This window comes from Amycolatopsis sp. M39, assembly GCF_001651785.1.
GTDB lineage: Bacteria > Actinomycetota > Actinomycetes > Mycobacteriales > Pseudonocardiaceae > Amycolatopsis > Amycolatopsis rubida.
Genome location: NZ_LWSF01000008.1, coordinates 229708 through 237781 on the forward strand (window position 1 = coordinate 229708; position 8074 = coordinate 237781).

5 protein-coding genes and 3 pseudogenes are annotated in these 8074 nt (G+C 68.7%); 4 read left to right on the top strand and 4 right to left on the bottom strand.

Annotated features, from left to right (window positions below; all coding sequences use genetic code 11):
- Positions 1-614, top strand: a pseudogene (locus tag A4R44_RS50570) (5-methyltetrahydropteroyltriglutamate--homocysteine methyltransferase); the annotation flags it as partial.
- Between the two features lie 149 nt (positions 615-763).
- Entirely contained in the window at positions 764-1231 is a 468-nt protein-coding gene (locus A4R44_RS21430) for a hypothetical protein (RefSeq protein ID WP_067583556.1), read from the top strand.
- 1042 nt (positions 1232-2273) lie between these two features.
- Here the strand turns inward: A4R44_RS21430 and A4R44_RS48145 are convergent.
- The 3 genes and pseudogenes from A4R44_RS48145 to A4R44_RS50575 form a co-directional block, all read right to left on the bottom strand.
- Positions 2274-2892, bottom strand: a pseudogene (locus A4R44_RS48145) (leucine zipper domain-containing protein); the annotation flags it as partial.
- A 212-nt stretch (positions 2893-3104) separates the two neighbouring features.
- Positions 3105-4580, bottom strand: a complete 1476-nt coding sequence (locus A4R44_RS21435; protein ID WP_067583483.1) for an MFS transporter — start codon at positions 4578-4580, stop codon at positions 3105-3107.
- A 1-nt stretch (position 4581) separates the two neighbouring features.
- Positions 4582-5052, bottom strand: a complete 471-nt coding sequence (locus A4R44_RS50575) for a DUF5987 family protein (protein WP_067583486.1) — start codon at positions 5050-5052, stop codon at positions 4582-4584.
- A 167-nt stretch (positions 5053-5219) separates the two neighbouring features.
- On the opposite strand from A4R44_RS50575, the pseudogene A4R44_RS46005 reads away from it, so the two are divergent.
- Positions 5220-5875: pseudogene (locus A4R44_RS46005) on the top strand (DUF1702 family protein).
- 615 nt (positions 5876-6490) lie between these two features.
- On the opposite strand, the gene A4R44_RS52480 reads toward A4R44_RS46005, so the two are convergent.
- The gene (locus tag A4R44_RS52480) at positions 6491-7138 is read right to left on the bottom strand and encodes a WD40 repeat domain-containing protein (RefSeq protein ID WP_067583494.1); all 648 of its coding nucleotides are present in this window, start codon (positions 7136-7138) and stop codon (positions 6491-6493) included.
- Positions 7139-7220: 82 nt separating this feature from the next.
- On the opposite strand from A4R44_RS52480, the gene A4R44_RS21460 reads away from it, so the two are divergent.
- On the top strand, positions 7221-8074 hold an 854-nt coding region (locus A4R44_RS21460; RefSeq protein WP_157904953.1), incomplete at its 3' end, for an alpha/beta fold hydrolase.

Consider the following 8074-nt stretch of genomic DNA (forward strand, 5'->3'; position numbering starts at 1 on the left):
GCGCGAGGAGTTTCTGGCCGATCTCGTGAGCGAGGCCGAGGCAGACATTCGGCGAAGCCTCCAGTCGGGAGCAGACAGCGTCCAGCTCGACTTCACCGAGGGCAGGCTCTCCCTGAAGCTCGACCCCAACCGGCGGACTGCTCGGCCAGTTCGTAGATCTGAACAATCAGGTCCTCGACCGGTTCACCGAGGAGCAACGAGCGCGGATCGGGGTGCACACCTGCCCGGGCGGCGACCAGGACTCGGCGCACAGCCTCGACGTCGACTACGCCGGACTACTGCCGACGCTGTTCCGGCTCCGGGCCGGACGGTTCTACCTCCAACTGGCCAGCGAACCGGACCCCAGCCACGTGCTGAAGACAGTCCAGGAGCACCGGCGACCGGAACAGCATGTCTTCGTAGGCGTGATCGACCCCATCGATCCGCGGGTGGAATCCCCCGCTGAGGTCCGCGACCGCGTGCACCTCGCCGCGGAGTACATCCCAGCCGACCGGCTCGGCACCTGCGACGACTGCGGTTTCTCGCCTTTCGCGGATGACACCTCCACCTCGCGCGACACTGCCTTCGCCAAGATCGCCGCCCGGGTCGAGGGCACCGCACTGGCCGGAAGCTGAGCAGCGCAGCGGTCCCCTTCGCACTTCATTGAGATGGAGTAATTCGGTGCGCCAAACGAGTTGATTGCACCCTACAGCGACGTCTTCCGCCCTGGCCGCCCGCGACACTCTTGTGGAAATCCACCTCGCCCCACGAATGGCGGACGATGATGACCGCTTCTGATAACCCTCGCTTCGACCTCGCCGAGCGGCTGATCCTCGGTGCCGCGGCCGGACTCGCCGGCGGCGTCGTGTCCGGGATCGAACTGGCGGCCCTGGGCCGGCTGCCGTTGCTCGCAAACCTGGTCGGCAGCGGCTCGCCAGTGATCGGTGCCGCCGCGCATCTGGCCATGTGCAGCGTATCCGGCATAGTGTTCAGCCTTCTGGCCTACGGAATGTTCCGCCGGATGCGATCGCTGGTCGCGCTCGGCGTCGTGTACGGACTGCTGCTGGGGGAACTGGGTCCTGTCGTGCTGCAGGGCTCCACGGCACCGCTGTTCTCCCTGGACTGGTCCATCGGGCTGCTACTGGCTGGGCACGCGGTGTTCGGCGCCGCACTGGCGTTGACGCTCAGTCTCCTCCACCGCCACACCTTGCGTAAACCCCTTGGTGTCAAAGAGAAAGACTTGTCGTTATAAACAACAATGGCGATCTGGCCGGAGCACTGAAGGACGCGAGCCGAGGGGGTTCGGTGGCCATTCTCACCGCAGACGACCTTTGCCGAATCGCCGGGCAGCTGGCCCCCGCATCGATCTCCGATTCGGCCCGGCCGCACCGGATTGGCGGGTGCTGCCGCCGAGTTCGACCCGCGCGCTGTCTGTCGCTTTCGACGCGCGCCTGAGCCGTTCGTGCGAATGCCTCAAGTGGGAGAGCATGCGCCAGTTCCTCGCGCTCGTCGAAGTGGGCGTGCGCATCCAGCCTTGGCGCAGCGTCACCGCTCGGCAGCCGAGCTCATCTCCGAGGTGACGCGTACCCGGGCGCGCGCGTATGCCTGGCCAGGGCCGGACCGGTCTCCGGGTACCACTCGCTGCGCGCCGCATCCGGCAATCGCCTCGACGGCGCACTGCTGAGCTATAACGACGCCTTTACGGGGTCGCAGTCGATGTTTGTCCGAGAACGGCGGGGTCGATCTGCTCGGCGTCCAGGCAGCCGGACTCGCCATCCCTACGGGAGCTAGGCGGTTGGCCCCGATGACCTGGACCTTGGTAGCGGTGAAAACCTGCTCAGGGACGCGCCGAACGACCCGGTGCTCTCGACACCGATCGAAGCAATGACGCCGTGGCCGGTGATCCGTTCCAGCAACTGCGCACAGCCACGGTCGCGGGCAGGGAACACGATGTCCGAGTAACCGGCCGTGCTCGTCGGCTACGACCGCGTAGTGGGTGTGTTTGTGGATGTCAGCGCCGCCGATGACACAGGTTGCGATGGTTGCCATGCTGGAACTCGCTCCTCCGGTGGGTTCACGCTCGCGGAGAGGGCGAACCGACCGGACAGGCGACAGGTCAGCGACGGGCTTCTGGTCCAAGCTCCTGTCAGATCAGACCCGTCTGGCCGGTGCGCATACGGTGCTGCGCCTGGACCAGCCGACAAATCGGACGCAGGACACCAAGGTCGTGCCTCGGGCCATACCTTTGCCGGGTTCAAACCAGCTCGGCGCAGCACAAAGCCCTGGTCTTCGCGGACTTTTCCGTTGTGGCGTGGGGTGTAAGGCGTGATTCGCTGATGCCGGGTGCCTCGCAGAACGGTGGCGAAGTCGTGCGCGCGGTAGCAGGAGACGTTGTCGGTTACGAGGCAGTTCATGTGGGTGATGCCGTGCGCTGCGAAGAACACCAGGACCCGGCGGACGAACCCGATCGCGGTGTGGGCGGTTTCGTCGGGCAGCGGTTCGGTGCAGGCCAGCCTCGAGAAGCCGTCGACGGCGGAGTGCAGGCAGGAGTAGCGGATCCACTGGCCTCGGATTTGCCGCGAGCGACCTTCCGGTCCTGGCTGCTGCTTTGCCGTGGATCCGCCAGCCGCCGCCGTCGGGGATCTGGCCGGTCTTCTTCACGTCGAGGTGGACCACGTGCGCGGGCCAGCGCGATCCGGGCCATGTCCTCGGCGGGGTGACAGCGGACTGGTGGCGCGGGACGCTGGGCAGGTCGAGCAGCCCGGTCTCGCCGTGGCGACGCCAGCGGTTGACCCACTTGGATGCGCACTCCCTCGACGTGTCCATCTCAACGGCCATCTGGACGATCAGGCAGGACTGGCAGCGCGCGCGACGGCGGCTTTCGACGGACGACGGGGCATTACGGTGGTGCATGGATGGGTCTTTCTGCTTGGCGGACGAGTGCGCCGCACTTCTCATCCTGTCGCCGAAAGACCCACCCCTCGTCGCATGCCCCGCCGGCCGAGCAAACGTCATGGCCCGCAACAGCTGGCCTGGATCTTTCGCGTGGGTGCGGTGCAAAAGCCGGGCACGATGCGCAAGCGCGACTGCGCGCTCGAACCGACGGCCGGTCGGAACCCGTCAGGTCAGCTCGATTCGGCCTCGGCTTTTCGCAGGGTGCGCTGCCGTCTGCTGGTGTAGGCCGCTGCCGAGCCGCAGAGGAGGGCGAGGATCGCTACCGCGATCAGCATTTCCGGGACCGAGGTGACCAGCAGGGAAAGCACCAGCGGGCCGACTAGGCCGCCCAGGCGGTTGAAGAACGAGACGGACCCGGCGACCCGGCCGCGGCGGCTGTGGTCGGCCACGTCCGCGGCGACGGGGAGGAACACCGCGGCCATGGTGTTCACTCCCAGCAGCGCGACGGTGAGCACGACGGCCGACAGCCATGGTGCGACGGCCGCCCAGCCGGAGACGGCTAGCGCCAGCAGCAGCCCGGCGGTGCAGACGGCCAGGCGCACTGTCACGCCGGCCGGCCCGAATCGGCGGTAGGCGAGCGCCAGGAGGCCCGCGCACAGCACCATCGCTACCGCGGAGCCCGCCAGCAGGGCGTTCGCGGTGGTCAGCGAGAGACCGCCGGCGCGGGACAGGGTCGGCACCCAGGTCGTCAGGCCGAATGTGGTCAAGCCGATCGAGAAGGCGAACACCCATTGCAACCGGGTGGTGAGCGTGTTCCTGGCCAGCAGGTTCTCCTCCCCCGCGCCGGGTGCGGGGGCGCTGCGCTGATCCGGGATGACGGCGGTGGCCGAAGCCAGCAGCAGCCCGGTCGGCGCGCCGATGAGCCACAGCACCCGCCAGCCGAACACGGGCTCCAGCCACAGCGCCGAACCCGACGCGACCAGGTAGCCGACCGCGGTGGCGACGATCGACAGCCCGGCCACCGCCGCGCCCCGGTGCCGGCCCGGGAACAGGTCGCTGAGCACGGTGACCAGAATCGGGGCCAGGCCGCCGACAGCGATGCCCATCAGGAAACACATCACCACGTTGCCGCCGAAATCCGGCATGGTTCCGCACATGCTGGTCGCGGTGAACCCGAGCGTGGCGAGCAGGTAGCAGACGCGGCGGCCGATGCGCTCGGCCAAGTAGCTCAACAGCAACGCGCCCAGTGCGGTGCCGGACAGCCCGCTCACCGCGAGCAGCGACGCGGTCGAGGCGTCGATACCGTACTCCGCGCGCAGGCCGGGCAGCACGAAGCCCAGCGTCGACGTTTTGCTGATGTCGATGGTCAACGCGGCGCTGGCGACCAGCGCGACCACCCGCCTGCCGCGGACCTTCTGCCGCGGCACGGCGACCGTGCGCCGCGTCCGGCCGAGGATCAGCGCGATGCCCACCGCGAGCAGCAAGGCCGCGCCCGCGACGAACATTTCCGGCATGTCGGCCAGCGCCATGCCGTGCAGCCGCTGGTCCGGCATCGAGGCCATCGGACCCATCGAATCCATCGGCCCCATGTCGGGCATGGCGAACGCCCGGAAGAACCCCACCGCCGAGGCGACCACGACGACCGCCGCAGCCACGCTGAGCACGCCCAGCCAGAGCGTCCGGGCCGGCACCGAAACCGTCGCCATGTCAGTCCGCCTCGACCAGCCGGAACTGCCCGGGCCGCCGTCCCGCGACGTCGAGCCAGCGATCGGCGTCCGTTCCCGCCACACGCAGGCCCAGGTCGTCGCGATGCCGTCGGCGCGTGGCCACCAGGCAGAAGTCGACTACAGGCCCGGTCACTCGCTGCTCCGCGTCCGCCGGACCATACGTCCACCGCGCCTCGGACCCGACATCGACGTCGCGGACCGCGAGCCCGACCAGATGCTCTATCCGGTCAGTGGGCGCCCGTCGCGCGCCGACCGCGTCCAGACCCGCCGTGATGCCGGTGGCCGGGGTCTCGACGAGTTCGACGGCTCCCGCGACGACCGCTCCGGGACCGTCCGAAACACCGGCGATCGCCCGGTCGTCCGGTGCCCGTTTCTCCCCGGGCACGATGGTGCCGGCGAACGCCTCCAGCGTCGCCGTGCGCAGGTCTCGCTCCGGGCTGCTCGATTCCACGGCCGTCCTCCCCTGTAGGTGATGGGATTCGATCGTGCTGCGCCGGAATATGCTGGTCGTCTCCGATATTGCCCACCCACTGCGCAATTCGGAGGAACACCGCGCACCGGCTCGCTGGCTACCGTGTGGACGAGCGCGCAGCCCTTGGTGCGCACCAGGAGGAACGGATGCCCGGACAGTGGGGAACGCTGCGCAGGATCGCGCTCGCCCCGTCGACGGAAAGCATCACCTTCACCCGGCGCGGTTTTCCCGTCGCCGCCGACGAAACCACCGAACGGTTGGAAGCCATTCCGCGTTCGGCGGTGTGCGGATTCGAATGGGGAATCGAGGATCGCGGGCGGCGAGAACTGGAGCGCCGGCCGGATCTCGTGCATCCGGATCTTCGCGGCTTCGCCTGTGAAGGCGCGACCATGGCCGCCACTGTGCGGAACGCCCTGCCCGGAAGCGGGGGCCGGACGCCGGACCTGCTGCGCCATGGCGGCCGACAACATCTCTTCCTGGCCTACGTCGGCATCGGGTTCGCCATGGCCCGGCTGCGAGACCGCTGCGGCGCAGGGTGCTTCCCGAGCTGACCGATTCGCCTTATCACCCGGTAATGAGCTGGCTGGCCGTCGACGGGTACGGCTTCGACACCGAACGCTGGGTCGACGCGCAAGAGGTCCCCGTTCCCTATCCGTGGCAGGGCAGGCCGGAGAACGTCCCGAAGCTGAGCGTCCGGCTGACTCGGGTTTTCTTCTTCCAGGACGATGCGGGCGCCGTCGCTGCCGAGGCTGCGTTCGACCCGGTTGAGGTTCAGGCCGGCCAGAACGGTGTTGTCGGGTGAGAGAACATGCAGGTGCAGATTCGGGTTGTCACCGAGATCGTGGGGGCGCGTCATGATGCGCACGCTGGCGTCTTCGAGTCGTCCGCCGAGACCCCGGGGTGCGTCGACCTCGCCGCGGTAGGCACCGGGCGGGCTCTGGAAAGGAGTGCCGTAGCTGTGGAAGTCGCGCAGTGTCTCGGCGAAGTCGCCGCCGCTTTCCAGGGCGACCGTGCCCGAGCCCCTGATGGGACGGACCTGTGTCGACGTCCGGGCTCCGGCCGGTCGCCCTTGCCGAAGCGGACTTCGGTCGGTATCCAGAACGGCCAGCACAGGCCCAGCGCACGATAGCCCGCCGACCGACCGCGGCAGTTCGAGGCGGCCTATGGTCGGATCCGGCTTGGGCATTGCTGACGGCGTTCACTGCGGCAGTCGTGCTTGCCTGCGCTCCGAACCAGTCACGGGGTAGATTCGGACCCGACGGCGGCCGGTACTCAACACCGGGAAAGCAGTGTTCCCCATCGGGGCTGCCGAGCGATGGGGAGACGGCGCAAACACGGCGGACGGAGCAGCGCGAGCCCGTCCGGCTGAAAGCGACTCCGTTGATCCCCTTGGCCGGCCCGGCATCGGACGGTCCGGTCACCGACCACAACCGAACGGTGGAGTCGTCGCTGCCGCTGGCCAGGCTTCGGCCGTCCGGGGCTGAACGCGATCCAGGAGAACTGGAGATCTCGCGTCGGCGACGTCCCACCGGCGCAGCACACCGTCGCTCGGCGAAAAAACAGCGGCCATGACGTCCGAGCCGAGCCGGACGGAGGACGCCCGCACCCGGTCCGGCCCGTCCCATAGCTGTCCCGAGGCGGACGGGAGGGAACCGCGTCGTATTTCGCCGTTGTGCCGGCACTCAACGTTCGCCCATCGGGGCAACGCCAGATGCGCCACGGGGTCCGGTGCCGACACTGCGGACAGTTGCCGCGGATGCCGTGGCTGGGCTGTGCCCCACAGCCGGATCTGGCCGGTCAGACTGCCCGTGGCCAACGTTCTCCCCTCGGGACCGAACGCCGCAGCGGTGACAGCACTCCCCGGGACGGACAACGTCGCCACCGTGTCCGGACGCCGCGGATCCGTGATAACCCACAACACTGCTTTCGAGTCGAGATCGGCGGCGAACAGATGCCGCGCGCGGCTGGCTGCCGTGGCAGTGATCTGCCCGGTGTTGCCGGCAAGGGAAGTCGGCAGCGGAGCGGCGACGCCGAGCAGATCGTCGATCGCGGCGCTCCGCGCCACCGACCAACGGCGGTTGTCGCGCCCCGGCCAGCGCTATAGGAATAGCCCATCCATTGGCGAAATACCCAAAAGGGGCAACCGTATGAGACGACTCCGCTACGCGGTGGTGATCCCGGCGTTCGCCGGCACCTTGCTGGCCGGGTTCACGCCCGCCTTCGCGGGCCAGGAGGCTGCCGCAGGCAAGCAGCCGCTGAACTCGACCGCTATTCCGGCGCAGTACGCGAACCAGAAGCTGGACTGGCACACGTGCGCGGTCCCCTCCGAACTGCCCACTGCCCCGCCCGAGGGCGCCAAGGACATGGAGTGCGCGACCTACAAGACGCCGCGCAACTGGTACCAGCCGAACGCCCAGATCGACCTGACCATCGCGGTCAGCCGGCTGAAGGCGACCAAGAACGCGACAGCCAGCGTCGTCACCAACCCGGGCGGCCCGGGAGCTCCCGGGCGCAACTTCCCGGCGCGGCTGCGCAACCAGCCCAAACTGCGAGAGCACCAGGAGATCGTCGGGTTCGACCCGCGGGGCACGGGCAAGAGCACCAACATCACCTGCGGCGGTGCCATCGGCACCGGCTCGGACCTCGACCCGCGCGACCGCAGCAAGCAGAACCTGAACCTGATCCTCCAGGCGACGAAGTACGCGGCGCTGTCCTGCCAGCAGAAGTCCGGCGAACTGGGCCCGCTGATCACCACCGACCAGACGGTCAAGGACATCGACCTGCTGCGCGTGCTGCTCGGCCGCGACAAGATCAACTGGGTCGGCTATTCGGCAGGCACCTGGATGGGCGCCCACTACGCCCAGGCCTTCCCGGCCCGCACCGGCCGGTTCGTCCTCGACTCCTCGACGGAGTTCACCACGACCTGGCAGAAGTCGTTCGACGCACAGCCGCTCGGCTTCGAGCGCCGCTGGCGGCAGGACTTCCTGCCGTGGATGGCGAA

Bases quoted from the DNA above. Each gene is read 5' to 3' on its own strand.
- A4R44_RS21430 (WP_067583556.1), top strand. From the start codon at position 764: ATGACCGCTTCTGATAACCCTCGCTTCGACCTCGCCGAGCGGCTGATC.
- A4R44_RS21435 (WP_067583483.1), bottom strand. From the start codon at position 4,580: ATGGCGACGGTTTCGGTGCCGGCCCGGACGCTCTGGCTGGGCGTGCTC.